General features: G+C 30.2%; 28 protein-coding genes. 21 read left to right on the forward strand and 7 right to left on the reverse strand.

Annotation, left to right across the window (positions count from 1 at the left end; translation table 11 throughout):
- Positions 1-177: 177 nt before the first annotated feature.
- The 3 genes from Q0684_RS07505 to serS all read left to right on the forward strand — a co-directional run bounded on the left by Q0684_RS07505 (position 178) and on the right by serS (position 5,974).
- Complete coding sequence (locus Q0684_RS07505; RefSeq protein ID WP_299014615.1) at positions 178-1,347, forward strand: glycoside hydrolase family 88 protein; 1,170 nt, start codon at positions 178-180, stop codon at positions 1,345-1,347.
- A gap of 4 nt (positions 1,348-1,351) precedes the next feature.
- A complete protein-coding gene (locus tag Q0684_RS07510; RefSeq protein ID WP_299014619.1) occupies positions 1,352-3,766 on the forward strand; it encodes a glycoside hydrolase family 2 TIM barrel-domain containing protein in 2,415 nt (804 codons plus the stop codon).
- 933 nt (positions 3,767-4,699) lie between these two features.
- Entirely contained in the window at positions 4,700-5,974 is a 1,275-nt protein-coding gene (gene serS, locus Q0684_RS07515) for a serine--tRNA ligase (RefSeq protein ID WP_299014622.1), read from the forward strand.
- A gap of 118 nt (positions 5,975-6,092) precedes the next feature.
- On the opposite strand, the gene Q0684_RS07520 is transcribed toward serS, so the two are convergent.
- Positions 6,093-6,236 (reverse strand): hypothetical protein, encoded by a 144-nt coding sequence (locus Q0684_RS07520; protein WP_299014625.1) that lies wholly within the window; start codon positions 6,234-6,236, stop codon positions 6,093-6,095.
- 125 nt (positions 6,237-6,361) lie between these two features.
- Between Q0684_RS07520 and Q0684_RS07525 the strand changes: the two genes are divergently transcribed.
- Together Q0684_RS07525 and Q0684_RS07530 are read left to right on the forward strand one after the other, a co-directional pair.
- Complete coding sequence (locus tag Q0684_RS07525; protein WP_299014628.1) at positions 6,362-8,176, forward strand: tetratricopeptide repeat protein; 1,815 nt, start codon at positions 6,362-6,364, stop codon at positions 8,174-8,176.
- A 66-nt stretch (positions 8,177-8,242) separates the two neighbouring features.
- Complete coding sequence (locus Q0684_RS07530; protein ID WP_299014631.1) at positions 8,243-8,572, forward strand: DUF4286 family protein; 330 nt, start codon at positions 8,243-8,245, stop codon at positions 8,570-8,572.
- A gap of 9 nt (positions 8,573-8,581) precedes the next feature.
- On the opposite strand, the gene Q0684_RS07535 is transcribed toward Q0684_RS07530, so the two are convergent.
- Both Q0684_RS07535 and Q0684_RS07540 read right to left on the reverse strand, forming a co-directional pair.
- Positions 8,582-8,935, reverse strand: a complete 354-nt coding sequence (locus Q0684_RS07535) for a M28 family peptidase (protein WP_366140199.1) — start codon at positions 8,933-8,935, stop codon at positions 8,582-8,584.
- A 24-nt stretch (positions 8,936-8,959) separates the two neighbouring features.
- The gene (locus tag Q0684_RS07540; RefSeq protein WP_299014634.1) at positions 8,960-9,199 is read right to left on the reverse strand and encodes a hypothetical protein; all 240 of its coding nucleotides are present in this window, start codon (positions 9,197-9,199) and stop codon (positions 8,960-8,962) included.
- A 107-nt stretch (positions 9,200-9,306) separates the two neighbouring features.
- Between Q0684_RS07540 and Q0684_RS07545 the strand changes: the two genes are divergently transcribed.
- The gene (locus tag Q0684_RS07545) at positions 9,307-9,771 is read left to right on the forward strand and encodes a CBS domain-containing protein (protein ID WP_299014637.1); all 465 of its coding nucleotides are present in this window, start codon (positions 9,307-9,309) and stop codon (positions 9,769-9,771) included.
- 64 nt (positions 9,772-9,835) lie between these two features.
- Here Q0684_RS07545 and Q0684_RS07550 read toward each other — a convergent pair whose 3' ends face one another.
- Genes Q0684_RS07550 through Q0684_RS07565 form a run of 4 tightly spaced genes read right to left on the reverse strand, consistent with a single transcriptional unit; the run spans position 9,836 to position 11,460 of the window.
- A complete protein-coding gene (locus tag Q0684_RS07550) occupies positions 9,836-9,979 on the reverse strand; it encodes a hypothetical protein (RefSeq protein ID WP_299014640.1) in 144 nt (47 codons plus the stop codon).
- A 36-nt stretch (positions 9,980-10,015) separates the two neighbouring features.
- Positions 10,016-10,522 carry a hypothetical protein gene (locus tag Q0684_RS07555; protein WP_299014643.1) on the reverse strand — a complete coding sequence of 169 codons (507 nt, stop codon included), beginning with the start codon at positions 10,520-10,522 and terminating at the stop codon, positions 10,016-10,018.
- Positions 10,523-10,533: 11 nt separating this feature from the next.
- A complete protein-coding gene (locus Q0684_RS07560; RefSeq protein ID WP_299014646.1) occupies positions 10,534-10,887 on the reverse strand; it encodes a hypothetical protein in 354 nt (117 codons plus the stop codon).
- Between the two features lie 21 nt (positions 10,888-10,908).
- The gene (locus Q0684_RS07565) at positions 10,909-11,460 is read right to left on the reverse strand and encodes an HNH endonuclease (RefSeq protein WP_299014649.1); all 552 of its coding nucleotides are present in this window, start codon (positions 11,458-11,460) and stop codon (positions 10,909-10,911) included.
- 166 nt (positions 11,461-11,626) lie between these two features.
- On the opposite strand from Q0684_RS07565, the gene ssb reads away from it, so the two are divergent.
- The 15 genes from ssb (at position 11,627) to Q0684_RS07640 (ending at position 26,662) form a co-directional block, all read left to right on the forward strand.
- A complete protein-coding gene (gene ssb / locus Q0684_RS07570; RefSeq protein WP_299014652.1) occupies positions 11,627-11,962 on the forward strand; it encodes a single-stranded DNA-binding protein in 336 nt (111 codons plus the stop codon).
- Between the two features lie 102 nt (positions 11,963-12,064).
- Positions 12,065-12,553: a hypothetical protein gene (locus Q0684_RS07575; protein WP_299014654.1), complete on the forward strand. Its 489-nt coding sequence runs from the start codon at positions 12,065-12,067 to the stop codon at positions 12,551-12,553.
- Between the two features lie 169 nt (positions 12,554-12,722).
- Positions 12,723-13,646, forward strand: coding sequence for a hypothetical protein (locus Q0684_RS07580; protein WP_299014659.1), 924 nt, complete (start codon positions 12,723-12,725; stop codon positions 13,644-13,646).
- A 210-nt stretch (positions 13,647-13,856) separates the two neighbouring features.
- Complete coding sequence (locus tag Q0684_RS07585) at positions 13,857-14,609, forward strand: SDR family NAD(P)-dependent oxidoreductase (protein ID WP_299014662.1); 753 nt, start codon at positions 13,857-13,859, stop codon at positions 14,607-14,609.
- Positions 14,610-15,021: 412 nt separating this feature from the next.
- A complete protein-coding gene (locus Q0684_RS07590; protein WP_299014665.1) occupies positions 15,022-15,603 on the forward strand; it encodes a HupE/UreJ family protein in 582 nt (193 codons plus the stop codon).
- Positions 15,604-15,696: 93 nt separating this feature from the next.
- A complete protein-coding gene (locus Q0684_RS07595) occupies positions 15,697-16,122 on the forward strand; it encodes a dCMP deaminase family protein (protein ID WP_299014668.1) in 426 nt (141 codons plus the stop codon).
- Positions 16,115-17,683 carry a S41 family peptidase gene (locus Q0684_RS07600; RefSeq protein WP_299014671.1) on the forward strand — a complete coding sequence of 523 codons (1,569 nt, stop codon included), beginning with the start codon at positions 16,115-16,117 and terminating at the stop codon, positions 17,681-17,683. Before Q0684_RS07595 ends, Q0684_RS07600 begins: the two co-directional genes overlap by 8 nt.
- 152 nt (positions 17,684-17,835) lie before the next feature.
- Positions 17,836-18,612 (forward strand): UDP-2,3-diacylglucosamine diphosphatase, encoded by a 777-nt coding sequence (locus Q0684_RS07605; RefSeq protein ID WP_299014674.1) that lies wholly within the window; start codon positions 17,836-17,838, stop codon positions 18,610-18,612.
- 105 nt (positions 18,613-18,717) lie between these two features.
- Positions 18,718-19,707 carry a MoxR family ATPase gene (locus Q0684_RS07610; RefSeq protein WP_299014677.1) on the forward strand — a complete coding sequence of 330 codons (990 nt, stop codon included), beginning with the start codon at positions 18,718-18,720 and terminating at the stop codon, positions 19,705-19,707.
- Between the two features lie 83 nt (positions 19,708-19,790).
- Positions 19,791-20,660, forward strand: coding sequence for a DUF58 domain-containing protein (locus tag Q0684_RS07615; RefSeq protein ID WP_299014679.1), 870 nt, complete (start codon positions 19,791-19,793; stop codon positions 20,658-20,660).
- A 234-nt stretch (positions 20,661-20,894) separates the two neighbouring features.
- On the forward strand, positions 20,895-21,755 hold the full coding sequence (locus Q0684_RS07620; protein ID WP_299014682.1) for a BatD family protein: 861 nt from the start codon (positions 20,895-20,897) through the stop codon (positions 21,753-21,755).
- Positions 21,742-22,746: a VWA domain-containing protein gene (locus tag Q0684_RS07625; RefSeq protein WP_299014685.1), complete on the forward strand. Its 1,005-nt coding sequence runs from the start codon at positions 21,742-21,744 to the stop codon at positions 22,744-22,746. The genes Q0684_RS07620 and Q0684_RS07625 overlap by 14 nt, the downstream gene beginning before the upstream one ends.
- A 126-nt stretch (positions 22,747-22,872) precedes the next feature.
- Positions 22,873-23,919: a VWA domain-containing protein gene (locus Q0684_RS07630; protein ID WP_299015543.1), complete on the forward strand. Its 1,047-nt coding sequence runs from the start codon at positions 22,873-22,875 to the stop codon at positions 23,917-23,919.
- Between the two features lie 12 nt (positions 23,920-23,931).
- The gene (locus Q0684_RS07635; protein WP_299014688.1) at positions 23,932-24,756 is read left to right on the forward strand and encodes a tetratricopeptide repeat protein; all 825 of its coding nucleotides are present in this window, start codon (positions 23,932-23,934) and stop codon (positions 24,754-24,756) included.
- Positions 24,757-24,862: 106 nt separating this feature from the next.
- Positions 24,863-26,662, forward strand: a complete 1,800-nt coding sequence (locus Q0684_RS07640) for a BatD family protein (protein ID WP_299014691.1) — start codon at positions 24,863-24,865, stop codon at positions 26,660-26,662.

Genomic DNA, 26,662 nt, shown 5'->3' on the forward strand with positions numbered 1-26,662 from the left:
AAGGCGTTTAACTCTAAAAAAGTTAAACGCCTTTTTTAATTAATAATATTTAAAACAGAATCATAACAAAATAACACTCTGATTTTTAAATATTTGTATTTTTACACACCCTTTTTAGGACATCTAAAACCTAAAACATAGTTACTTTCGCAAAGCTGTTAGTTTAAATTACATTTTATGAAACAACACATATATACAACGTTAATACTCTTAATAACTTTAAGCGTTTTGTTTTCTTGTAAGCAAGAATCACAAACGTTTAATGGTGAGCAAGCATTACAAATTAGATATCAAAAATTAAAACAATACACTTTAGATTCTCTAGCTTTCCCAAGAAGCTATAATATTAAAGAAGATAAAATTAAAAAAGTACCTTCTAAAGATTGGACCAGTGGGTTCTATGCAGGAAACCTTTGGCAGATTTATGAAATCACAAAAGAAGACGCCTATAAAAATCTAGCAAAACAATGGACAGCTTTTATAGAAAAAGAGAAATTTAATGATGGAACTCATGATATGGGTTTTAAAGTTTTTTGCAGTTTTGGTAAAGGTTTAAAACATAAAAACAATCAAGAGTATAAAGATATTATTGTTAAAAGTGCACAAACCTTAATTACAAGATATAATGACACTGTACAAAGTATTCGTTCTTGGAGTTTTAATAAAAAACGTTGGGATTTTCCGGTAATTATAGACAATATGATGAATTTAGAATTGTTGTTTGAAGCTACTAAAATTTCTAAAGATTCTACCTTTCATAAAATTGCCGTAAAGCACGCAAATACTACCTTAAAAAACCATTTTAGAGCAGATAATAGCACTTGGCACGTTTTAGATTACAATCCTACCAATGGTAAAGTTAGAATGCGTGTAACACACCAAGGTATAAATGATGATTCTTCTTGGGCACGTGGCCAAGGTTGGGCAATTTATGGTTTTACTATGGCTTACAGATATACTAAAGATACGAAATATTTAGAGCAAGCAAAAGCAACAGCTGCCTTTGTTTTAAATCATAAAAATTTACCAGAAGACGGAATACCTTATTGGGATTTTGATGCACCAAACATACCAAATGAACCCAGAGATGTTTCTGCAGGTGCAATTGTAGCCTCTGCATTAATTGAACTATATGATTACACAAAAGATGAAACTTATTTGAATTACAGTAAAAAGTTTCTAAAAAATGTACATACAGCAACTTACATATTACCCGAAAATATACAGGCGCCATTTATTTTAGATCACAGTTCTGGCGATTGGTCTAAGAGAGCAGAAATGGATGAACCAATAGTTTACGGAGACTATTATTTTTTAGAAGCTTTACTAAGAATAAAATCAATTTAGACTTATGAAAATTAAATCATCCTTAATTGTATATACTATTTTCTTCACAATAAGTTTACTATTCACTTGTTGTAACAATACTAACTTAGAAAATATAGGTAGAACAAAAACAAATATTAATAAAGATTGGCAATATTTAGAAAATAATACTCAAAATATTGATGCAGCTTTAGCAGTAAAAAAATGGCAGCCTGTAGACTTACCACATTCGTGGAATAGTCTAGATGCTACAGACATTGTACCAGGTTACAGAAGAAATGGTAGTTGGTACAAAAAAAATATTGATATCACTATAAACACAAATACCATTTATGAGCTATATTTTGAAGGTGTAAATATTACTTCAGAAATCTATGTAAATGGCAACAAAGTTGGTAGCCATATAGGAGGTTATATAGGTTTTACCATAGATATTTCTAATGCTCTTAAAAATGGTACAAATGAAATTGTAGTAAGGGCAGATAATAGTTATAATCCAGAAATTATTCCTTCTCAAAAAAGCGATTTCTTCATTTTTGGTGGAATAACAAGAGATGTTTTTTTACAAACAAAGCCTAAAACACATTTGGCAAACTTAAAATATACCACACCACAAGTTTCTAACACAAATGCAACGTTAGTTGGTTCTGTATCAGTTTTAAATGCAGATGGAAATGCAAAAGTAAAAGCCGTTTTATTAGATTCTGATGGAAAATCTGTTGTAGAAAAAGAATTTACTATTGCAAATAATCAAGCAAAAATAGCTTTTAATAACATTGCAAACCCAAAACTTTGGGATACAGAAAACCCAAATTTATATACTATAGAGGTTTCACTTTTATCAGAAGAAAAAACCATTGATAAAATTACTGATAAAGTTGGTTTTAGATGGTTTGAGTTTAAAGAATATGGTGCATTTTATCTTAACGGAAAAAGATTATTGTTAAGAGGAACGCACAGACACGAAGAACATGCTGGAGTTGGCGCTGCAATGAGCAATGCACAACATAGAGCAGATATGGAATTGATTAAAGAAATGGGAACCAACTTTGTACGTTTGGCCCACTACCCACAAGACCCAGAAATTTACAAAGCCTGTGACGAATTAGGCTTATTAGTTTGGGACGAATTACCTTGGTGCAGAGGTGGTTTAGGAAACGACAATTGGAAAAGGAATACCAAAAATATGTTAACAGAAATTATTGCACAAAACTATAACAGACCTAGTGTTATTATTTGGTCTTTAGGCAATGAAATGTATTGGTTACCAGATTTTGAAAACGGTGAAAACACAGAAAACATAGGTGCTTATTTATCTGAATTAAACGACTTAGCACACAAATTAGATCCAACTAGAAAAACAGCTATTAGAAAATATTATGAAGGTGCAGATATTATAGATGTATTCTCGCCGTCTATTTGGTCTGGTTGGTATTCTGGAAGTTACAAGAGCTACCAAAAAGCAATTGATAAATATAAAAAAGAATACAAACATTTTTTACATGCAGAATATGGTGGCTCTAGTCATGTAGGACGCCATACAGAAAACCCAATTACTGGCGAAGGGAAAATACAAGCAGATGGTTGGGAAGAAGCTATTGTACAAACAGATGTTGCTAACATTGCCCAAATAGGAGATTGGTCTGAAAACTACATTGTAGATTTATTTGATTGGCATTTAAGAATATCTGAAAACGACGACACTTTTGTAGGTAACGTTCAATGGGCATTTAAAGATTTTGGTACACCTCTAAGACCAGAAAATGCAATACCATACATGAACCAAAAAGGTTTGGTAGATAGAGCTGGTAATAAAAAAGATGCTTTTTATGTTTTTAAAAGTTATTGGTCTAAAGAACCTTTTACATATATAGAATCGCATACTTGGACAGAGAGACAAGGGCCAAAAGGTTTGGCAAGAGCTATTAGTGTTTACTCAAACTGCCCAGAAGTAGAATTATCATTAAACGGTAAAAACTTAGGCACCAAAAAGAGAAATACAAAAGATTTTCCTGCAGCTGGTTTAAACTGGAAATTACAGTTTAAAGAAGGCGAAAATACTTTAGTTGCTTCTGGTAAAACAGCAGACGGAAAAACGGTAAAAGATGAACTAAAAATAAATTACAGGTTTACCAAAAACGGAAAGCCCAAAAAACTAAAATTAGACTATAAATTACTAGAAAACGGAAACTACTTAATTACTGCAGTTGCAATAGATGCAAAAGGTTTGCGGTGTTTAGATTATGAAAGTCGTGTTTACTTTCAATGCATGTCTGGTGGAGAAACCCTTAAAAGTTTAGGTACACCAACAGGCAGTGAAGTTATAGAACTGGCAAATGGTAAAGCTTCTATTGAAGTTAAAAGAGAAAATAAGAGTAAACCTTTAGTGATAATGGTATTAAACCAAAATTTTAAAGGAACGTATTTAACAATAAAATAAGAATTTAACCAATTCCCCCAATTTTTGTAAGATACACTTGTAACTATTAGTATATATTTTTTAAATGATACAAGTGTACTTACAAAATATTTTTTGGTTAACCCTAAAAACAATTTTAAAGATTATACTGTCTTAAAAAATTATAGAAAAAATACGATAATTGCTTACATAACATAACCACTACAGAAATGAAAAGAAATAGTAAAAATAAACCCACAAGTAAATTGGAATAAAACCATAAGCTTAAAAGAACGTATTTAAAAATTACACTAAAATTTAATCAATTCCCCCGATTTTTGTAAAATACAAGTGTACTTGCAAATTGTTTTTAAAAGTTCTAATAAAAAAAGTAAAAGGCTACCTAATTCCCCCAGTTATACAAAAGATATATTTATTTTATTTGAAACAAATATAGTTAACTGAGGTAGCCGTTTACTTTTATACTAAATTGAATATGAGTCTTAAACTAGTATTAAAAATTGCTGTGTTTTAAACACTATTAAGAATAGTAAAAAAAGTAATGGCAACTTAAAAAAGCTAACTTAATGTTTACAAAAAAATGAATTTATAATTAAAATACTTTTAAATAACATTCTTAAAGAAACGTATTTAACCATAAAATAAAAGGCTACCTAATTCTCCCCAAGATTTGTAAGGTATGCTTGTAAATAAATCGTGTATTTTTTCATTTTACATGAAATACAAGTGTATTTAACTTAGGTAGCTATATTTTACAAATAATTTTAAAATTAGACAAGCTCGCGTTAAGGGTTGCAGTGAAAAGCCCACAGTGAGGTACGAACGAGGACTTGCAACGGAAAACCTGACCCTTGTGGTAACGCCCAAAAAAAAATAGCCTTCATATTTTTAATGTAGTAAGTTGTTACTATTAAAAGGACAAATTATATATTTGCATTCTTAAATTCTTACAGAATGTTACAAGTACAATTTATTAGAGAAAATAAAGAAACAGTATTGGCAGGTTTAGCAAAACGTAATTTTGCGGATGCAGAAAATATTGTTAAAAAAGTATTAGATACAGATGAAAACAGGAGAGCAACACAGGTTGCTTTAGATGATATTTTAGCTGAATCTAATAAACTATCTAAAGAAATTGGTGGTCTTTTTAAGTCTGGTGAGATACAAAAAGCCAATATTCTAAAAGAAAAAACTAGTAAATTAAAAGAAGATTCTAAAACAATAACTGAACAGTTAAATACACTTGCCGAAGATTTACAGGCCTTATTGTACCAAATACCAAACATACCACATGCCTCTGTTAAAGCGGGTAACTCTGAGGAAGATAATGAGAAAATTTTTAGTGAAGGAACTATACCAAATTTAGGCGAAAATGCTTTGCCACACTGGGAATTGGCTAAAAAATACGATATTATAGATTTTGAATTAGGAAACAAAATTACAGGTGCAGGTTTTCCGGTATATAAAGGGAAAGGCGCACGTTTACAACGTGCATTAATCAACTATTTTTTAGATAAAAATATTGAGGCAGGTTATAAGGAATACCAAGTACCACATTTGGTAAATACAGCATCTGCCACTGCAACAGGGCAACTGCCAGATAAAGATGGCCAAATGTACCATGCCACAGAAGATAATTTGTTTTTAATACCTACAGCAGAAGTGCCCATTACCAATATGTTTCGTGGAGATTTATTGCAAGAAACAGATTTCCCTATTACAGCAACAGGTTACACGCCTTGTTTTAGAAGGGAAGCAGGTAGTTATGGCGCGCATGTGCGTGGTTTAAATAGATTGCATCAATTTGATAAAGTAGAAATTGTTAGAATAGAGCACCCAAATAACTCTTACAATGCCTTAAATGACATGGTAGAGCATATTAAAAACATTTTACGTGAATTAAAATTACCCTACAGAATTTTACGTTTGTGTGGTGGAGATACTGGTTTTACAGCTGCTTTAACTTTCGATTTCGAATTGTTTTCTACAGCCCAAGACAGGTGGTTAGAAATAAGTTCTGCTTCTAATTTTGAAACTTTTCAAGCAAATAGATTAAAACTTCGTTTTAAAAATGCCGACGGTAAAAGTAAATTAGCCCATACTTTAAACGGTAGTTCTTTAGCTTTACCTAGAGTTTTAGCAGGAATCTTAGAAAACTACCAAACTGCTGACGGTATTAAAATACCAGATGTTTTGGTGCCTTATTGTGGGTTTTCTATAATCAATTAAACGTATTAATTGCCGTTTTTTAGGTCTTAGTTTGCAGTCTAAACACTATTATTAAAAAAAAAAAATACAAGAGTGAGAAACTCTCACTTTTGAGAAATGTCTGCAAAAAAATAGGCTATTAATTTGCGATTACAGTAACCATTAATTTTTTATACTTATTCATTTCTACTAAAGATTGTAAGTATGCAGAAATTTGACCGTTTTTCATGTATTGTTTCGCGTTATTTTTTGCAATTTCGTATTGTTTGGTAAAAGTATTCATAATTTTAAATTTTGATAAGTTATATACCTTAAGTCAATTTTTATGCCAAAACCTTACAATACTCCTTAAAAATAGATTTGGTTTCGTTTAAAATTCACATTAATGTTGATTATCTTTGATTCGGTATGAGAAAAATAATTTTAATTACTTTATTAATAATCAGCTGTTTTAGTTTTGCACAAAATGCAAAACAACAACAAGCGCGTAATAATTATTTACTTGCAGAAAACTACTACAGAGCAGGAGAATACGAAAAAGCAACTCAGCTTTATAAGAAACTATATGAATATTCTCCTTTTAACACCAACTACTTAGGGCGTTTAATAGCGTGTTACCAAGAAACTAATCAATTTTTAGATGCCAAAAAGCTTTTAAATGAGCGCATAAAAGCAAATAACAAGCATATTTTCTTATTTGTATATTTAGGTTATAATTTTGAGCGAAATGGAGACAAAGAAAAAGCAGAAGAAAACTATACTATTGCCTTAAAGGCATTAGAAAAAATTCCTTCTTATGGCGGTTTATTAGGTAGAATATTTAAAGATTACAACCTCTTAGACAAAGCTATTTTAGCTTACCAAAAAGCAATGGAAGCTAATAAAAATGCCAATTATAACTTTCAGATAGCTCAAATTTATGGAGAAAAAGCAGCCTATAAAGAAATGTTTGAGGCTTACATAAATATGGTAGATAAAAATGAACGGTATTACACTACTGTTTTGCGCGATATTAGTAAATATATTACAGATGATGCAGAAAATGAAGCCAACATTCTATTTAGAAAAACATTGCTAAAAAAGTCCTTAAGCAAACCTAAAGATGTTTGGAATGTGCTTTTAAGCTGGTTGTTTACGCAGCAGAAACAATATGGTAAAGCACTTTTACAAGAAAAAGCATTATACCAAAGATTACCCGAAGATTTAAGCACAATTTTTACCTTAGCTAAAATTGCCTTTGAAAATGAGGCTTATGAAGCGTCTGAAGAATGTTTTAATTATATTATAGAAAAAACATCTAATAAAAATGAAGCCATAAATGCTCATTTATTTTTGGCAAAAATAGCGATAGCTACAAAAAACCCAGAGACAGAAAATTTATTTCAAGATTTATTTAGAGAGTTTGGTAAAAATAGTGCAACTATTAACTTGCAAGTAGCCTATGCAGATTTTTTAACCTTTTCTGCAAACCAACCAGAACAGGCAAATAAAGTGTTAGAAGAGGCTTTATTGTATGCCAATTCTAAATTCTCTAAAGCCAGAATTAAACTAAAGTTAGGCGATGTTTTAGTATTTACAGGAAAATACAACAAAGCTTTAATCTACTTTTCGCAAATACAAACCCAACTAAAAAACCACGTGCTTGCGCAAGAGGCGCGTTTTAAAGTGGCACAAACTAGCTATTTTAAAGGAGATTTTGAATGGGCAAAAGCACAGGCAAAAGTTTTAAAAGGTTCTACTACGCAATTAATTGCGAATGATGCTGTAGATTTATTTTTAAAAATTTCTGATAATGAACCCGTAGACTCTATTCCTTCTGGATTAAAACAATTGGCAAATGCAGAATTATTAGCCTTTCAAAATAAAGACGATGAAGCGTTAATGGAATTAGACAACCTTATTAATTCTAAAGATATATTAATAAATGGTTTAATACCGAGTGAAGTAATTTACGATGATGTTTTCTTTTTTAGAGCAAAATTACTCATCAAACAAGAAAAATACGAAGAAGCTATTTTAGATTTAGCTAAAATTGTAGCGGCAGATAACCAAGGTTTTTTAACAGATGACGTCTATTTTATTATGGCAGAAATGTATGAGAAATTGAATAATACAGAAAAAGCACAAAAGTATTACCAGAAAATAATTTTTGATTATCCTTCTAGTATTTTTCTAGTAGATGCCAGAAAAAGATACAGAAAATTAAGAGGAGATACTATTTAGTTGATGGTTGATGTAGTTATATTTTATAAAATAACTAAACCCTATAATCTTAAAATAATAAGAAAAATGTATATATATAACGTAACTATAAATATAGACGATACTGTTCATAAAGAATGGTTAAGCTGGATTAGCTCTAAAATAACGCAAGTTTTAGATACTGGGAAATTTACCTCTGCAAAACTTACTGAAGTTTTGGTAGAAGAAGAAATGGGTGGTAAAACCTATTCTGTGCAATATACTACACCTAATAAAGAAACTTTAGATGCTTATTACAAAGAAAATGCAGCCAATCTACAAGCAGAAGGTTTACAAAAGTTTGGGGCTAAAATGTTAACTTTTAGAACAGAATTACGCGTTGTACAAGAGTTTTTTCCAATTAGCCATAGTAATTAACACTCTTCTTTAGCGTTTGCTGGTACCTTTTAATTTAGCCCAAGTTCGATATAACTTAAACAATTTACATTTATGATGTTCTACAAAAGCTTTTGCCCCTAACAAACCCAATTCTTCCGCATCAGAAATTAAAATAATAATAATAATAATAATATCGTTTTTAGGCGTTTTATTTTGTTCTAAAAAAGCACGAATAGCTTCTAAAATGGTTACCACACCAGAACCTGCATTACTTGCACCAACAGAGGAATGTGGGGTAGAATCATAGTTCGTTAACAATAACAAAGCTTTTCCGTTTTCAGCACCTTTAATTTTTGCAACAATATTTTCTGTTGTAATACCTGAAAACCATTTTTTATTTATTACAGTTTGTGTTTATATTTCTGGTTATAAACCCAACTTTTCTAATTGCTTTACAATATAATTCTGTACAGTTTTGTGTTCCTTACTTCCTACAAAATGTGCTTTTTCTAAAATATTTTTAAGATAAAACAAAGCATTATCTATAGAGAAATCCGTTTCTGCAACTTCTACTTTTTCTGTTATACTGGGTTTGGCATCAGAAAAACTCCAATAAATTACACTTATAATAAGTACTATAGAAATTATAGTAGAAAACCTTTTCATCTTAAATATTTGATTTTTATAAGAGTAAGAAAATTAAAATTGTTGCCGAAAAAAGGAAATTGAATAAATTTTTTGCTAACTTTAGAAAAACTATAAAACATACTATCATGGGAATCAAGAGCTTTCAAGGAAAAAGAGATGCAAGTACAGCAAAAGAAGAAACACAAATTTTGGTATCAGATTACATGACTACAAAACTAATAACCTTTAAAGCAACCGATTCTTTAGATCATGTAATAGCACAATTAATTGCAAATAAAATTTCTGGTGGACCAGTTGTAAATGATAAAAATGAATTGGTGGGTATAATTTCTGAAACCGATTGTATTAAACATATTTCTGAAAGTAAATATTACAACATGCCTTCTGACACCAATAATACAGTAGGTAAATATATGGTTACAGATGTAGATACCATAGATAAAAATATGAATATATTTGATGCCGCTTTTAAATTTATTTCTTCTAGAAGAAGACGTTTTCCTGTGCTAGAAAATGGTAAATTAATTGGGCAATTAAGTCAGAAAGATGTTTTAAAAGCAGCTATAAATGTTAAGGGAAATACTTGGTAATAGCTATTAAAAAATGCTTGTAATTGGGTAAGATATACTGCTCTTAAAAATAGAAATGTAAGCACTACTTTTTAGATCTAGATTTAACACCGGGCAAATCTGTAATAATTAACTTTTGGTCTATTGTACTTTCTAAAGCAGCTATTTTAGAGTAGGAATACCCTTTTATAGGTTCTTTTAAATTTTGATATTTGCCAATACCAGCCACCGTAAGTTCTTCACCAATTTCTATAATTCCTTCAGCCTAACGTATTTGTTTATTTTCACCAAAAAAACCTTTTGTTTTTACATTGTATTTTTCTAAAACCGCTAAAAATTCTGGTGTAGGTGCATTAAAAATACCTGAGCTTGTTTTTTTATCTTTTACCATATAACTCTTGTAATTTTTGGGATTTTGTTGTGGTTTAACCAGTACATATTCTCCATTTTGCTCAATAAAAAAATCTTGTATTTTTTCTTCATCAACAATTGTACTCCAGTATTTATTTTTTCCAGATCTTTTCTCTTGTTCTATTTTTATGTTATAAAAAACACATTTTCTTTTACTATAAGGCGCTATTAAAACTTCATCTATTTGCCTCGCTGTACCCGTTACTTTTACAAATTGATTGGTTTTTAAACCACTTCTGGGTTTATTGGGTAATTTTTTAAGTGTTCTAATAATACGTTGTTTATTATCAAAATAAGAGGCTAAAAAAACAATAGTAAATCCTACCAAGGCCAATAAAATTATTATGGTGGTACTGCTCATGTATTTAAAAATTACAGTTCTTTTCTAATTAATAAAAAAGTTTCATTTTCTAGAGCCAAATACCCTTGATCGTAAATATAAAAATAGGTATTACCTGTTTTAGTAGTATAAATAGATGTGAAAAAATTAAAATCAAAACCTTTATCATACAGCTTTGTTCTGGTTACTTTTGTTTTACCAGAAATATTTAATTCAGATAAGATTTTATAATTCTTACGCAGTCTATTATTAATGTTTCTAATTAAGTTTTTGCTGCCTTTACTTACACGGTTATTGTACGCATTTCTGCAATAATCTCCACAGAATTTTTTGTCAATTCGTCCTTTTACAGTTTCATTGCACTCCAAACATTTTTTATTTTCCATAGCTGAGGTATAATATTACTATTATTTAATTTCTACTTCTTTCCAATTTTCACCAGATTTTATTCTTCTTAATTGTTGGGTAGTTACTCCAAACTGACTCGCAATAATTCTTAATCTTGTTCTTCTATTTGGGTCTAATAACTTTTTCTTTATTACTCTAACTCTGGCCTCTGTTAATTTTGCTCCTGGTTTAATACCAAATTTTGCAATTCTTTTTGGGTTTGTAATTTGATGTTGAGAGAGTTCTTTTCTATCTACCCATTGTAAATTTTCTACATAATTATCTTCTAAATCATGGTTTTTATGTATCACAAATTTATGATGTTCTTGTTTTTCTAAAAATAACAAGCCTACCACTTTATGTATATAAGCCTTACCTCTTTTTTGAGAGTTAATTTTTGGATAAGTAAATACCTCAAAATTATTTATTTTGCTAAGATTTACTTGTTTATACTTATTATCTTCTAACTCCTTTTTTACCCTTCCATAATTAGAAATATAAATTTTTTCTTTTACAGTATTATAGTCTTCTTTTTCAAATAGCTTCCATTGTTCACTTCTGTAAGATTTCATGCGATAAATTTAGAATGTAAAGATAGTAAATTATCCGTTTACAAACGACTACAAACATTTACAACCGAAAGTAATTGCTTTACAACCGAATAAAAGTTATTTACAGTTACATCTTTGCAGTGTCAAACAGAACTAATGACGTTTGATTTATAAAAACACTTATCTTATGAATACGTTAAGAAACAAAGTACAGTTAATTGGTAGATTGGGACAGGAACCAGAAATTATTACCTTTAAAGATGGTAACAAAATGGCTAAATTTTCTATGGCCACAGATGATAGTTACAAAGACAAAGCAGGCAATAAAGTAGAACGTGCGTATTGGCACAACATTGTTATAACAGGTGGCTTGGTAAAAGTAGTAGAAAATTATGTAAATAAAGGGCAAGAAATTGCCATAGAAGGCAAACTAACCAACCGCTCTTACGAAACTAAAACTGGTGAAAAAAGATACCTTACTGAAATTATGGCGAATGAATTATTGCTTATGGGCAATAAATAAATAGGGAGAATTTGTTATGAAAAAGGTAAAATCCACTCCAAAAGAGTGGATTTTATTTTATCTTGGCATAAAACTTGAAAAGATTTTAGAAAAATTAAACAAATGAAATCAATGAAAATTCTATCTATTTTGACCTTATTATTTGGTTTTACGCAATGCACAAGCACCAAATTCATAAAAAACCCATCATTTAAAGTTACCAAAGCAGTTTACAATAATTGGTCTGGTGGACAACCAGGAGTGGGCGGTATTAAATTAGTAATGCATTTAAAAAATGCAAAAGATATTGCTTTTGATTCCGTTTATTTTCAAAAGAAAATAACCAAAATAGAAGTCACAGAAAAAGAAAATGCTATGCATTTAATTGGTCATTTTACTAATTCAAAAAGTGTAAAAAGAGATTTAATTTTAGATGCAGATCCAACTAAAGAATTAAAAAATACACCTCCTTTAATAACTAAGTTTCCATTCGATTTAAAAGAAAACGAAGCTGTTTTAACCTATAAGAAAGGAAATAAAACCGTTTACTTTAAACTAGAAAATATAAAAAAGGTGCAACCTAAGTTTTTTCCGTCGGCAAATAAAAAGTAATTACCATACAATTTAGTTGTAAAAAAACAACTTCATTTTTTTTTAAAAAAAGTTCTTTTATTAAGCCTAAAACATTAATAATCAAGTAACAAACCATTTCTTACGAAGTGGTTTATTTTTTTGGCATACAATTTGAAATATTTATGCTGCAACCTTAAAATTACAGCTTATGAAAACTTTAAAATTACTTTTTGCTATTATTATTGCAAGTGCTCTTTTTAGCTCTTGTACTGTTAATCAAAACAATTTTATAGAAAATCAAATTTCTTTAGAAGAAGTGGTTTCTGGCTATGATTTATGGTATATAGATTATCATAGAACTATTGGTAATAGAGATATACCTTACGTATCTAAAGCTTTTACGTTATCTTTTTTAGATGGTATTTTATATGCGAATAACAATATTGCAGACATTGGTTTAACTGGTAATGGTTTGGGTATAGATGTAGGTACCTACAATACTTTTAATGGTTTATTAGAAACCAACCACGATTTAGACGGTGCAAACGATTTTGAAGTTACCATAATTTCTAACAATGAAATTAGTTTATACAATTACAGAAATAACGTAACCTATTTTTTAATAGGATATCAAATAAACACCTTTAATTATGATAGACTGTTTTATGAAAACATAGAATACTTTTTACAAGAGTATGTTGCTTGGGAAAAAACAGCAACTATTGGAGGAGTACCAAATGCTTTTGATGTAGAAAACTACTTACAGTTTACACCAGAAAATATAACAACCTTTTACAGTTCTCAAGATAACTTTGGCACAAGAATTGATATAATAAGTTGGAGTTACGTTGGTGGCTATGAAATATTTGATATCGTAGGCTTTGAAAACTTAAAAATCTTAACATTAAATTATGATGGTGGAGATATAGAAGAATTTGAATTGAGCGTTTTAAATGATGGGAAGATAAGTTTGTTTAATATAAACTCTGAAACTACTTACGAATTTGATGGAAACGGATTCATAGAATTTAGAAAAGGAAATAAAATTGAAAAAAAATCTAAAGAATCTGTAAGGAATAATAATAGAAAACGTACTAAGATAGAAAGAAGAACAAAAATTAAAAAGAATTAAAAATAAAGTTTGGTTAGTTGATTTTTGGTTGATTACCGCTTGGTAATCAATTGAAAGAGAAACCGTCCTGAGGAGGACGGTTTTTTCTTTACCCTAATTTTACCAATTCACACTTACTTTTATTATTTTTATAACTATAATAAGAATAAAGGCAAGCATTATAAAAATCATATTTACCAATTCTTAATAAAATTTAAGCACATTATTTGTATGAAACCAACAGCATTTATAACAGGAGCAACATCTGGTATTGGCAAAGCCACAGCAGAAATTTTTGCAAAAAACAACATTCGTTTAATTCTTTGCGGTAGAAGAATAGAACGTTTACAAGAACTAAAAACAACATTGGGTAAACTTACAGAGGTTACCACACTCACGTTTGATGTTGCCAATAGAAAAGCAGTAGAAAATGCAATTTCATCATTACCAGAAAATTTTAAGCAAATAGATATTTTAATTAATAACGCAGGTAACGCACACGGCTTATCTACCATACAAGATGGAAATATAGATGATTGGGATGCCATGTTAGATATTAATGTAAAAGGTTTATTATACGTTTCTAAAGCAATTATTCCACAAATGACGAATAGAAATAACGGTTTTATTGTAAACATTGGTTCTATTGCTGGTAAAGAAGTGTACCCAAATGGCAATGTATATTGCGCCTCTAAACATGCAGTAAATGCCTTAAACAAAGCAATGCGAATCGATTTAAATAAGCACAATATTCGTGTTGCTGCTATACATCCTGGTGCTGTAGAAACCGAGTTTTCTGAAGTTCGTTTTAAAGGAGATATCCAAAAAGCTAAAAATGTATACACAGGTTATAAAGCCTTACAGGCGGATGATATTGCAGACATTATTTATTTTGTAGTTACCAGACCTTATCATGTAAATATAGAAGATTTAGTAGTATATCCAACAGCGCAAGCAAGTGCTACTATTTTAAATAAAAATTAAAATGTACGTAAAATTTAAAATATAATTGGTTAAAAATCCTGGAGAGATTGACGTAATAAACCTTTTACCCAAAACACAAAAACATTTTTAATTTTAATGCAAAAAACAGATAGTACCTTTTTTATAGTGCAACTATTTATAGAAATTTTATTGTGGACAAAAGTTTCAATTCAGCATTACCAAAAAATGTTAACTAAAGAATCTATATTTAATCAGCAACAAAATTCGAATTAAAAATAGAGCACTACTATACCAAACAACAATTAACTTACACTAATTAATACAATAAGCATAGAACCGCGCATTTATTTCTTACTTATAGCTACTAAAAAAGCACATAAAGTTGCTCTAAAGAAACGCTATTCAATTTTTTTTTTTAATATCTTTGAAACTCCTCTAAATCAATAAAAAAATGGACGAATTTCTGTTATACTTTAAAATGGGTTTATATCATGTTTTAGATATTAAAGCCTATGATCATATTTTATTTTTAATTGTACTTGCCGTAGTTTTTAGTTTTAATCAGTTTAAGAAAGTATTTTGGCTAGTAACTTTATTTACTATTGGGCATTCTGTAACTTTAGCTTTAGCTGCATATGGTATTATTAATATTAGCATGCAATTAATAGAATTTTTAATACCATTAACCATATTTATTACAGGAGTAATTAATGTTTTTACAGCTAAAAAATCATCTTACGGAAAAGAAAATACAAACCTAGTTTTTGCACTATTTTTTGGGTTAATACACGGTTTAGGATTTTCTAATTATTTTAAAATGATGATTGGTAAAGAAGAGGATAAATTATTGCCTCTTTTAGAATTTGCATTGGGTATAGAGGCTGCACAAATAATAATTGTACTAGGAATTTTAATTATAGGTACACTTTTACAAAACTTTTTTAGAGTGGCACGTAGAGATTGGATCTTGGTCACCTCTTCTATAGTTATCGGTTTTGCTATACAAATGATGTTAGATAGAGTATTTTGGTAACACATTAAACTACTAATATCAAGACACCTTCTAAATAAGAATTTTGTCTATTTATTAACGTTACAATCTTAGTAATCTTTTTAATTTTGCTTTATGACAGAAAAAAAGCAATTGAAATATGATAAAGCTTACTTAAAAATGGCTTTAGAATGGGGTAAATTATCGCATTGTAAACGCAAACAAGTAGGTGCTTTAATTGTTAAAGATAGAATGATTATCTCTGATGGTTTTAATGGCACACCAACAGGCTTTGATAATTGTTGCGAAGATGAAAACAACATAACAAAATGGGAAGTTTTGCATGCAGAAGCCAATGCTATTTTAAAAGTAGCCAGCTCTACACAATCTGCTAAAAATGCAACCTTATACATTACACTTTCACCCTGCACACAATGCAGTAAATTAATACATCAAGCAGGTATCAAAAGGGTGGTTTATGCAAATGCATACAAAGACCTTTCTGGAATCGATTTTTTAAAAAAAGCAAACGTAGCAGTTACGCACTTACCATATGAATAAAAAAAACCTTCCTCTTTATCTTTCTATAGCCGTTGTCTTTGGTATATTAATAGGCATGTCTTTTAGCAAAAGCTCAAGCAATGTGCTTTCTTTTTCTAAAGGCTCTGCACAAGAAAAAAAGATTAGAAGACTTATTAATTTTATAGAAAGAGATTATGTAGACAAAGTTTCTACAGACTCGCTTTTAGACGGTGCAATAACACAAATGTTGGGCGAGTTAGATCCGCATTCTGTATACATACCAAAAGAAAATTTACAAGCAGTACAAGAAAATATGCAAGGTAAATTTGTAGGAATTGGTGTGCAATTTCGCATGATTTTAGACTCCATTACTGTAATACAGCCTATTAAAGGTGGCCCAAGTATAAAAGCAGGTATTAAGGCAGGAGACCGTATTTTAATGGCAGATAAAGATACCCTTTATGGCAAACAAATGTTTATTGGTAACATACCCAAATACCTAAAAGGTAAACCAAACACAAAAGTAAATTTACAAATCTATAGAAAAAGTAACGATTCTTTATTTAATGTAGAAGTTACCAGAGGAAACGTAAACATAAAAAGTGTAGATTTAGCTTACATGTTAAACGATTCTGTTGGATATATAAAATTAGATCGTTTTGCAAGAAACACCTACAAAGAGTTTAAAGCATCTTTAAATAATTTAATAGACAATAGCATGACAGATTTGGTTTTAGATCTGCGCGGTAATGGCGGTGGTTTTATAGATATTGCCAACAGTATTATTGATGAATTTTTAGAAGACGATAAATTAATTGTGTTCACCAAAAACAATAAAGACGAAATAGATAAATCTTTTGCCACACAAAAAGGAGATTTTGAAAAAGGAGGTTTGTATGTTTTAATTGATGAAAATTCTGCTTCAGCATCAGAAATTTTAGCAGGTGCATTGCAAGATAATGACAAAGGCACAATTATAGGCAGGCGCTCTTTTGGTAAAGGTTTGGTACAAATAGAAATGCCTTTGGGCGATGGTTCTGCAGTACGTTTAACCACTGCAAGATATTATACACCAACTGGCAGATCTATACAAAAACCATACAGTGGCAATGGCAACAAAAATTATTATAGAGATTATGATAAACGCTTTAAAAGTGGCGAGTTAATGAGTAAAGACAGTATTAAAGTAATAGACTCTCTGCAATTTAAAACACCAAAAGGAAAAATAGTTTACGGTGGTGGTGGCATAATACCAGATGTTTTTGTAGCTGTAGATACCACTGCTTATATGCCAAGTTTTTACTTTAATACCATAAATGATTTTGCTTTTAATTATGTAGATAACAATCGTAAAAAACTTCAAAATTGGTCTTTAGATGCATTTATTAAAGATTTTGATACCGATGAAGAAATTTTTGATCAATACCTAACCAGCATAAAAGACCAAGCAACACCTAGCGTTAGAACTAAGAAAAACATACAACATTATTTTAAAGCGTCTATTGCCAATGCCCTATTTGATGATATTGGTTTTTATAGAATTATTCATCAAGAAGATAAAATGTTGCAAAAAGTTTTAGAGTTAGAGCAAGAACAATAAAATAAGATGCCAATTTAAACACGCCCTTCAGGTTTTAAAACCTGAAGGGTTTTGATTTATAAAATCACAAAAAACTTTGCGTCTTAAGAAGAAAACAAACATCCAAAAACTAACTATTGGTAAATAAAATTTAAAAGCTTTTCTTTGTTCTAATGATTTCTATAACTACATCAGCAAACAAAAAAGTTTATTTTGCTTCAGATCAACATTTGGGTGCACCCACTGCAGCTGCAAGTTTTCCTAGAGAACAAAAGTTTGTTAAATGGTTAAACGAAATTAAAAAAGATGCAGAAGCGATTTTTTTGCTAGGCGATTTATTCGATTTTTGGTTCGAATATAAAACCGTTGTTCCTAAAGGTTTCGTAAGAGTTTTAGGGAAGTTAGCAGAAATAAAAGATAGCGGAATTCCCATTTATTTTTTTGTTGGTAATCACGATTTATGGATGAATGATTATTTCGAAAAAGAATTAAACATTCCTGTGTATCATAAACCACAAGAATTTTTAATCAACAATAAAAAGTTTTTTATTGGTCATGGAGATGGTTTAGGTCCTGGAGACAAAGGTTATAAACGCATGAAAAAAGTGTTTACCTTTCCACTTTTCAAGTGGATGTTTCGCTGGTTTCACCCAGATTTAGGTGTAAAACTAGGGCAATACATGTCTGTAAAAAACAAAATGATTTCTGGAGATGAAGATGCCAAATTCTTAGGTGAAGAAAACGAATGGTTGGTGCAATATTGTAAAAAGAAACTCACTCAAAATCACTCAGATTACTTTGTATTTGGGCACAGACACTTGCCTTTAGAAATTAAATTACAAGAAAATTCAACCTATATTAACTTAGGCGATTGGATTACTTATTTCACTTATTTAGAGGTTAACAAAAATGAATTAAAATTGTTAAAATTCGATAAGAATTCCCTTTAAAATCAACAAAAACTTACAAAATCTTTAACCTACTTTTAACAAACTCCAGTATGTTTAAATTGTAGATTTGTTTTCAATCGAAAAGTAAATCTAATACAATATATAATGGATGTAGATGTAAGAGCAATAAACGAAAAAATCGAGAGAGAAAGCGCGTTTATAGATATTTTAACCTTAGAAATGAACAAGGTTATTGTTGGGCAAAAGCAAATGATAGAAAGTCTGTTAATTGGTTTGTTAGGAAACGGACATATTTTGTTAGAAGGTGTACCTGGTTTGGCAAAAACCTTGGCTATTAACACTTTATCTAAGGCAGTACAAGCAAGCTTTAGTAGAGTGCAGTTTACACCAGATTTATTACCTGCAGATGTTGTTGGAACCATGATTTATAACATGAAACAAAACAACTTCGAAATTAAAAAAGGACCCATTTTTGCAAATTTTGTATTAGCAGATGAGATTAACAGAGCACCTGCAAAAGTACAATCTGCTCTGTTAGAAGCCATGCAAGAGCGCCAAATTACTATTGGAGACGAAACTTTTAAGTTAGACGAGCCTTTCTTAGTAATGGCAACCCAAAACCCTGTAGAACAAGAAGGTACTTACCCTTTGCCAGAAGCACAAGTAGACCGTTTTATGTTAAAAGTGGTTATAGATTACCCACGTTTACAAGATGAACAAGTAATTATGCGTCAGAATTTAACAGGTGGTTTTGCAACTGTAAATCCGGTTATTTCTGTAGACCAAATTATAAAAGCAAGGCAAGTTGCAAGTGAGGTTTATATGGATGAGAAAATAGAAAAATACATTTTAGATATTATTTTTGCAACACGTTATCCAGAAAAGTACAACTTAGCAAACCTTAAAGATTTAATTAGTTTTGGAGCCTCTCCTCGTGGAAGCATCAATTTAGCAAAAGCAGCAAAATGTTATGCCTTCATTAAAAGAAGAGGTTATGTAATTCCAGAAGATGTAAGGGCTGTAGTTACAGATGTTTTACGCCACAGAATTGGTATTACTTATGAAGCTGAAGCTGAAAATGTAACCTCTGTAGACATTATTAACTCTATAATTAATGAGGTTGAAGTACCTTAAAATGTGTAATCGTGTAATTGTTTAAATGTTTACAATTACACAGAACCCACAATTACACCTTTAAACAATTAAACCATTACACGTTGCAGACTAAAGAAATACTCAAAAAAGTTCGAAAAATAGAAATTAAGACAAGACGTTTGTCTGATCATATTTTTGGAGGCGAATATCACTCGTCTTTTAAAGGGCGTGGTATGACTTTTTCTGAAGTGCGCCAATACCAATTTGGAGATGATGTTAGAGCCATAGATTGGAATGTTACTGCACGTTATAACGAACCTTATATTAAAGTTTTTGAAGAAGAAAGAGAGCTTACCATGATGCTTTTGGTAGACGTATCTGGCTCAGAACACTTTGGGACTTCCAATCAATTTAAAAAAGATACCGTTACAGAAATTGCGGCAACACTGGCCTTTTCTGCAACTCAAAATAATGATAAAGTAGGTTTAATTTTATTTTCTGATGATATAGAACTTTTTATTCCGCCGAAAAAAGGAAAAAGCCATGTTTTAAGAATTATTAGAGAATTAATAGAATTTAAACCAAAAAGTAAAAAAACAAATATTTCTGAAGCACTTAAATTTTTATCGAGTGTAATGAAAAAACGAGCTATTGTGTTTATGTTGTCTGATTTTATGGATGATGATTATGAAAAAACATTAAAAATAGCAGCTAAAAAACACGATTTAACAGGTATTAGAATTTATGACAAACATGATGAAGAAATTCCTAATTTGGGTGTAGTACCTATGTTAGATGCTGAATCTGGTGTTGTTAATTTGGTAAATACAAGTTCTAAATCGGTAAGAAAAAGTTACAAAACCAATGCACTTCGTTTAAACAATTATTATGTAGATATGTTTAAAAGAAGCGGTGCAGGAAGTGTAAACACCAGAGTAGATGAAAATTATGTAAAAAAATTATTAGGTTATTTTAAGCATAAAGGAAGGTAAAGAGCCCTTCTTAATCTTCCCAAAGGGAAGAAACACTCAGATGTAAAAAAAATAATTGTAAATAAAAGAATTTTATAAAAGTTGAAAATTAGAAATAAACATAAAGAGTTTCAAAAAATAGCAACAAAAACACAGGCCAAACGTCCTCTCTCTTTTGGAGAGAGGATTGAGGTGAGAGGCTTTTTGTTTTTTGTTTTTGTATTCTGTTTTTTGACTGCCTTCGCCCAAAAACCAATGGTTGAAGCCAAAATTGATACTACCAATATTAGAATTGGAGAGCAATTCAATTTAAAAATTAGTGTTGATGAAACACAGAATGTAATCATCCCAAAACTAATTTTAAAAGGTTTAGAGATAGTAGATTCTACACAAGTGGATACTATTAAAAATAGTTTAATTCAGAAATATATTTTAACAGGTTTTGATAGTGGTGCATTTTACATACCTCAACAACAAATATTTGTAAAAAATCAAGCATATTTAACAGATTCTCTTTTGGTAAATGTAGCTACAGTTGCTGTAGATACTACAAAAGTTAAAAAATTTCCTATCAAAACTATTAAAAGTGAACCCTATACTTTTGATGATTATAAAATCTACATTTATATAGCATTAGCAATTTTAGCCATTATTGCATTCTGGATTTATTGGTTTGTAATTAGAAAAAGAAAGGAAGAAGTTGAGGCACCAACTTACAGAACTTTACCACCTTATGAAGAAGCCATTATTCGCTTAAATGAATTGGATGAAAAACTATTATGGCAAAACAATAAAATTAAAGAATATTACTCTGAACTTACAGAAATTGTTCGTGGTTATATAGAAAGAGAGTTAAATGTGCCTGCTCTAGAAAATACTACAGATAATATTTTAGAAATGCTACGCGATTTTAAACACGCAGAAACTATTACTACTTCTCAAGAAACTTTAGATAGATTAAAAAGTCTATTAAGGGAAGCAGATTTAGTAAAGTTTGCAAAGTCTAAACCAATGGCAATTGAGATTGAAGATGATAGAAAAGATGCAGAACATATTATTGGCAATTTAAAGCCAAAACCAATAATCGAAGAAAAAGAAGAGGATGAACTGGAGTAATTTCGAATTTTATAGTCCTGAGTTTCTGTGGTTGCTAATTTTGATTCCATTGTTAGCAATTTGGCACTTTTTTATGCGTAAAAAAGACAGTGCTGTTTTAACTATGCCAAGTGTTAAGGGGTTTAAAACAACCTCTATTGTAGCCAAATTAAAACCAATTTTATACTTGTTAAGATTGTTCGCTTTAGCAGCTATAATTGTTGCTTTAGCAAGACCAAGGAATGTTTCTGTAAGCAAAAAAACAAAAACCAATAGAGGTATAGATATTGTTATGGCAATAGATGTTTCTGCAAGTATGTTGGCTAGAGATTTAAAACCAAACCGTTTAGAAGCACTTAAAAAAGTAGCCGTTAATTTTGTAGATAGAAGACCAAATGATAGAATTGGTATTGTAGTTTATGCAGGAGAAAGTTTTACACAAACTCCAATTACAAGCGATAAAGGCATTGTAAAACGTACAATTTCTGAATTGAAATGGGGCCAATTAGAAGGCGGTACAGCAATTGGAATGGGCTTAGGTTCTGGAGTAAATAGATTAAAAGAAAGCAAGGCAAAAAGTAAGGTAATTATTTTACTAACAGATGGTGTAAATAATTCAGGAAATATAGACCCAAGAACAGCAACAGAATTAGCCAAAGAGTTAGAAATTAAAGTATATACTATTGGAATTGGGACAAATGGAATGGCAGATTTTCCTTGGAGTAGAGATCCAAGAACAGGAAAATTAAATTTTAGAAGACAAAAAGTAGAAATTGATGAAAAACTGCTAAAAGATATTGCTTCAGAAACAGAAGGACAATATTTTAGAGCAACAAATAACGAATCTTTACAAGAGATTTATGATGAAATTGATAAGCTTGAAAAAACAAAAATAGAAGAATTTAAATATTACAATTATCAAGAAAAATTTAGAATTTTCGTTTTATTAGGTTTAGGTTTTTTATTGATAGAGTTTTTGTTGAGAAATACAATATTTAAAAGTTTTATATAAAAAGCATACAAACATCTCGATTCAAATTTGATGAAAAATCAAATTAACTCGATGTGACATTATAATAAAGAGCATTAAAGTAAGAGTATGAGTTTCTTCCCTTTGGGAAGATTAAGATGGGAAACAATGTACAGAATAGAAGAACCAATTTATTTTTACCTATTAGCAATTATTCCTGCAATGATTGTTGTTTTCTTGTTGGTTTTTTGGTGGAAAAGAAGAACACAGAAGAAATTTTCTGATGCAGAATTATTAAAAAAATTAGCACCAAATGCATCAACATTTAAAAATAGTTTAAAGCTTGTTTTTTTACTTTTAGGTATTGCCTTTTTAGTGATTGGATTAACCAACCCTAAAATGGGAACCAAACTAAAAACGGTTAAAAGAGAAGGTGTAGATGTTGTTTTTGCTTTGGATGTTTCTAAAAGTATGTTGGCAGAAGACATTGCCCCAAACAGATTAGAAAAATCGAAGCAAATAATTTCTAAAATTATAAATAGATTAGGTTCAGATAGAGTTGGTATTATTGTGTATGCTGGTAATTCGTATCCGCTTTTACCTATAACCACAGATCATGGTGCAGCAAATATGTTTTTAGCAAATGCGAATCCAGATATGGTTTCTAGCCAAGGAACAGATATTAATGGCGCTTTAGAATTGGCTAAAACTTTTTATAATAATGACGAGCAAACCAATCGTTTTTTAATTATTATTTCCGATGGTGAAGACCATCAAGAAGAAACCAAACAAGTAGCACAAAATTTAGCAAACGAAGGCGTTAAAATTTATACAGTTGGTGTAGGTACAGAAAGAGGTGGCCCAATACCAATGCGTTTAAATGGCAATAGAATTGGCTACAAAAAAGACAATAAAGGAGAAACTGTAATTACCCAACGTAAACCAGAAATATTACAAGGTATTGCAGATGCTGCAGATGGTAATTATTTAGATGGTAATGTTACTGAAAATCCTGTAAAAGAAATTGCAGAAATTATTGCCAATGCAGAGAAAAACGAATTTGAAACCAAGCAATTTTCAGATTATAAAGACCAATTTCAATGGTTTGTCGCTATTGGTTTGGTATTTTTATTAATAGATGTTTTCTTGTTTGATAAAAAAACAAAATGGTTAAAGAAAGTAGATTTATTTAACGAAGAGAAAAATAAAAAGTAAATCATTAAAATTATGAAAGCTTTTAAATACATACTAATTGTAGTTGCAATGCTATTTTCATCAAAAGAAATTGTAGCGCAAAAAGATACTATTGCACAACAAAGAACGGCACGCAAAATGCTAAGACAAGGTAATGAGCTGTATAAAAAACAGCAATTTACAGATGCATCTGTGGCGTATCAAAAAGCATTGGGTAATAATTCTAATTATGATAAAGCTTCCTATAATTTAGGAAATGCATTGTATCAAAATCAAAATTTTAAAGAGGCAATTCCGCAATTTGAATTAACCGCAAAAACAGCAACCGATAAATTTACCAAAGCAGAAGCCTATCATAATTTAGGCAATGCACACATGGAAGGTAAAAATTATGCAGGTGCAGTAGAAGCTTTTAAAAATGCTTTACGTAACAATCCTAAAGACGATGAAACGCGTTATAACCTAGCTGTTGCTCAAAAAATGTTGGATAAGCAAAATCAACAAAACAAAGACGATAAAAATAAGGACAAGAATAAAGACAAAAAAGATCAGGATAACAAAGATCAAGACAAAGATAAAAAGGACAAAAACCAAGATAACAAAGACCAAAAAGACAAGGACAAAAAAGACCAAGATAAAGACGGTAAAGGCGATAAAGACAAGGATAAAAAACAAGATCCTAAAAAAGATAAAGAAAATAAAGACAAGCAAAAGCCAAAACCACAAAAGGGTAAAATGTCTCCACAACAAATTAAGCAGTTATTAGAAAACTTAAATAATGAGGAGAAAAAAACCCAAAAGAAAATGAATGCTCAAAAAGCAAAAGGTAAAAAAGTAAAACAAGAGAAAGACTGGTAAATATGTTGTGTAATTGTTTATTTGTGTAACTGTTAAACGATTCAACATTAAAACCAATAGTTCTCAAACTAAGATAAAATTGACTAGAATTAAAAATTATATTTCAATGTTTTTGCATCAGTTTTTTTCCCCTTTGGGGAAATTAAAAGGGGCTATAGTTTTTGCATTTCTATTACCATTTTTGGTTTTAGGGCAAGAGGCTACTATAAAAACTAAAGTCAGTAAAAATAAATTGGGCGTAAACCAGCGTTTACGCGTAGTAATTTCTATAGACAAACAAGGTGGTGAGAACTTTACACCACCAAGTTTTCAGAATTTTAGAATCGTTGGTGGTCCAAGTCAATCTGTTAGCCAAAGTATTACATCTACGCCAAGTGGTAGAAAAGTAGTTTTCTCACAATCATACACATATATCATTCAACCTAAAAGAAAAGGAGAACTTACTATTGGTAGTGCTTCTGTAAAGATTGGTGGTAAAATTATAAAATCAGATCCTGTAAAGGTTATTGTTTTAGATGCTGTAGCAATTCCTAAAGACCCCAATGACCCTAATTATGTAGCACAACAAAACATACATTTGGTTGCAGAAATTTCTAAATCTAGACCTTATGTTGGCGAAGGTGTTTATGTAGAATATAGATTGTATGTAAGCGAAAATGTAAGCGTTTATGATACCAATGTAACAGAAGCACCAAAGTATAATGGCTTTTGGAATCAAGACATAAAAATTAGCAATTACCCAGTAAAAATGGGGAAATATAATGGAGAAGATTACAGGTATATTGTATTGCAAAAAGCCTTATTAATACCAACAAAAACAGGTAAACTTTCTATAGATCCTATGAAAATGGATATTGTAATAGGCGTACCTTCTGGAAGAGCAGACTTTTTTGGGAATGTAATTACTAAAAATGTTAGGAGAGAGTTTGCTTCTGCCAAAAAAATAGTATCGCCAAAAAGCTTACCTGTAGAGGGAAAACCAGCAAACTTTAATGGTGCTGTTGGTAATTTTAAGTTAGATGTAGCTTTAAGTAAAGAAGTTTTAAAAGCAAATGAAACTTCACAAATTAAAGTAGCCATTTCTGGTAAAGGAAATTTAAATTTATTTGAATTGCCAAAAGTTACCACGCCTGTAGAATTAGAAATGTATCAACCAGAAAGAAAAGAAAAAGTGTATGTAAATACTACTGGTATTTCTGGGAATGTTTCTGATACATATACAGTTGTACCGCAGTTTAAAGGAAAGTATAAAATACCTAGTGTTTCATTTTCTTACTTTAATCCAAAGCAAAAAAAATACAATACAATTACTACAAAAGATTTCTTTGTAGATGTACAAGAAGGTAAGGAATTGGTTACTGTAGACACCAATAGTGTTAGAAAAAGAGATGTTGTTGCTACTGGTAAAAACTTTAGATATATTGCTACCAAAACAACTTTTAAAGATGCTAAAACTGTAGATTTCTTTAAATCGAATTGGTTTTATATTTTATTATTATTACCATTATTAGCCATTCCTGTAAGCATAATTATTGGCAAAAGAAATGAAGCTAGAAATAGCGATATTGTTGGTAATAAATTAAGAAAAGCAAATAGGTTAGCAAAAAAATATTTATCGGAAGCCGAAAAACAATTGGGCAAAAAAGATGAATTTTATGAAGCTTTAGAACGTGCACTACACAACTATTTAAAGGCAAAATTGGGTATAGAAACTTCAGAAATTAGTAAAGAAAGAATTACTGAAATGTTGGCGGATAAAAATGTAGAAACTACTACGATAACTAAATTTATAGAAGTTTTAAAAAGCTCAGATTTTGCGCGTTATACACCGTTTACTGCTACAGAAATGAAAGCAGAATATGAACGCGCTAAAGAAGTTATTGTTCAATTAGATAAACAATTATAA

This window comes from uncultured Polaribacter sp. (assembly GCF_947503875.1).
In the GTDB taxonomy this organism is placed as follows: domain Bacteria; phylum Bacteroidota; class Bacteroidia; order Flavobacteriales; family Flavobacteriaceae; genus Polaribacter.

Excerpts from the sequence above, each read along its gene's own strand:
- Q0684_RS07605 (WP_299014674.1), top strand. The coding sequence starts at position 17,836 with ATGATTTCTATAACTACATCAGCAAACAAAAAAGTTTATTTTGCTTCA.
- Q0684_RS07620 (WP_299014682.1), top strand. The coding sequence starts at position 20,895 with ATGGTTGAAGCCAAAATTGATACTACCAATATTAGAATTGGAGAGCAA.
- ssb (WP_299014652.1), top strand. The coding sequence starts at position 11,627 with ATGAATACGTTAAGAAACAAAGTACAGTTAATTGGTAGATTGGGACAG.
- Q0684_RS07505 (WP_299014615.1), top strand. The coding sequence starts at position 178 with ATGAAACAACACATATATACAACGTTAATACTCTTAATAACTTTAAGC.
- Q0684_RS07585 (WP_299014662.1), top strand. The coding sequence starts at position 13,857 with ATGAAACCAACAGCATTTATAACAGGAGCAACATCTGGTATTGGCAAA.
- Q0684_RS07590 (WP_299014665.1), top strand. The coding sequence starts at position 15,022 with ATGGACGAATTTCTGTTATACTTTAAAATGGGTTTATATCATGTTTTA.
- Q0684_RS07635 (WP_299014688.1), top strand. The coding sequence starts at position 23,932 with ATGAAAGCTTTTAAATACATACTAATTGTAGTTGCAATGCTATTTTCA.
- Q0684_RS07510 (WP_299014619.1), top strand. The coding sequence starts at position 1,352 with ATGAAAATTAAATCATCCTTAATTGTATATACTATTTTCTTCACAATA.
- Q0684_RS07630 (WP_299015543.1), top strand. The coding sequence starts at position 22,873 with ATGTACAGAATAGAAGAACCAATTTATTTTTACCTATTAGCAATTATT.
- Q0684_RS07610 (WP_299014677.1), top strand. The coding sequence starts at position 18,718 with ATGGATGTAGATGTAAGAGCAATAAACGAAAAAATCGAGAGAGAAAGC.
- Q0684_RS07530 (WP_299014631.1), top strand. The coding sequence starts at position 8,243 with ATGTATATATATAACGTAACTATAAATATAGACGATACTGTTCATAAA.
- Q0684_RS07545 (WP_299014637.1), top strand. The coding sequence starts at position 9,307 with ATGGGAATCAAGAGCTTTCAAGGAAAAAGAGATGCAAGTACAGCAAAA.
- serS (WP_299014622.1), top strand. The coding sequence starts at position 4,700 with ATGTTACAAGTACAATTTATTAGAGAAAATAAAGAAACAGTATTGGCA.
- Q0684_RS07575 (WP_299014654.1), top strand. The coding sequence starts at position 12,065 with ATGAAATCAATGAAAATTCTATCTATTTTGACCTTATTATTTGGTTTT.
- Q0684_RS07560 (WP_299014646.1), bottom strand. The coding sequence starts at position 10,887 with ATGGAAAATAAAAAATGTTTGGAGTGCAATGAAACTGTAAAAGGACGA.
- Q0684_RS07520 (WP_299014625.1), bottom strand. The coding sequence starts at position 6,236 with ATGAATACTTTTACCAAACAATACGAAATTGCAAAAAATAACGCGAAA.
- Q0684_RS07600 (WP_299014671.1), top strand. The coding sequence starts at position 16,115 with ATGAATAAAAAAAACCTTCCTCTTTATCTTTCTATAGCCGTTGTCTTT.
- Q0684_RS07595 (WP_299014668.1), top strand. The coding sequence starts at position 15,697 with ATGACAGAAAAAAAGCAATTGAAATATGATAAAGCTTACTTAAAAATG.
- Q0684_RS07565 (WP_299014649.1), bottom strand. The coding sequence starts at position 11,460 with ATGAAATCTTACAGAAGTGAACAATGGAAGCTATTTGAAAAAGAAGAC.
- Q0684_RS07525 (WP_299014628.1), top strand. The coding sequence starts at position 6,362 with ATGAGAAAAATAATTTTAATTACTTTATTAATAATCAGCTGTTTTAGT.
- Q0684_RS07555 (WP_299014643.1), bottom strand. The coding sequence starts at position 10,522 with ATGAGCAGTACCACCATAATAATTTTATTGGCCTTGGTAGGATTTACT.
- Q0684_RS07580 (WP_299014659.1), top strand. The coding sequence starts at position 12,723 with ATGAAAACTTTAAAATTACTTTTTGCTATTATTATTGCAAGTGCTCTT.
- Q0684_RS07640 (WP_299014691.1), top strand. The coding sequence starts at position 24,863 with ATGTTTTTGCATCAGTTTTTTTCCCCTTTGGGGAAATTAAAAGGGGCT.
- Q0684_RS07540 (WP_299014634.1), bottom strand. The coding sequence starts at position 9,199 with ATGAAAAGGTTTTCTACTATAATTTCTATAGTACTTATTATAAGTGTA.
- Q0684_RS07625 (WP_299014685.1), top strand. The coding sequence starts at position 21,742 with ATGAACTGGAGTAATTTCGAATTTTATAGTCCTGAGTTTCTGTGGTTG.